This window comes from Nonomuraea sp. K271 (assembly GCF_009908215.1).
In the GTDB taxonomy this organism is placed as follows: Bacteria; Actinomycetota; Actinomycetes; order Streptosporangiales; family Streptosporangiaceae; genus Nonomuraea; species Nonomuraea longispora.
The window spans coordinates 1-439 of sequence record NZ_JAAAHR010000406.1; the positions used below are offsets into that span (position 1 = coordinate 1).

Below are 439 nucleotides of genomic sequence, written 5' to 3' on the forward strand. Positions count from 1 at the left end.
AGAGTCAAGGCGCTCAAGAGGAGCCGATACGGCCGAGCCAAGTTCGACCTTCTCAGGAAGATCATCCTCTGCGCCCCTTGAACGTGCTCACGATCAGTGACGCCGCCACACAAAGATCGCCAGAGCCACAAACGCTGCCGCTACTCGCCAGCAAAATCAGCCGGCTTCTTCGCCACGAGGGGCCTGCCTGATCACGGGGCCGAAGAAGGCCGTGCCGCCGATGCGGAGAACGGGGGTCCCGACATCGAAGCCGACCTCGTTGAACGCCTCCTCGTGCGAGTCTCGGATGAGCTGATCGAACTCCTCGCTGCTGCGCTGCGCCGCGACCGCCGCCCCGGCGCCGCGCGGAACCATCTGCACACGGCGCTGGAGACGTTCGAACGCCACGGGGCCCGCCTGTGGACCGCGCAGGCGAGGACCGAGCTGCGCGCGTCCGGCG

At 67.2% G+C, this 439-nt stretch carries 1 protein-coding gene; it reads right to left on the bottom strand.

Annotated features, from left to right (window positions below; translation table 11 throughout):
* Nucleotides 1-156 precede the first annotated feature (156 nt).
* On the bottom strand, nt 157-354 hold the full coding sequence (locus tag GUY59_RS51625) for a mycothiol-dependent nitroreductase Rv2466c family protein (protein ID WP_442939108.1): 198 nt from the start codon (nt 352-354) through the stop codon (nt 157-159).
* Nucleotides 355-439: the final 85 nt, after the last annotated feature.

Excerpts from the sequence above, each read along its gene's own strand:
- GUY59_RS51625 (WP_442939108.1), bottom strand. The coding sequence starts at position 354 with ATGGTTCCGCGCGGCGCCGGGGCGGCGGTCGCGGCGCAGCGCAGCAGC.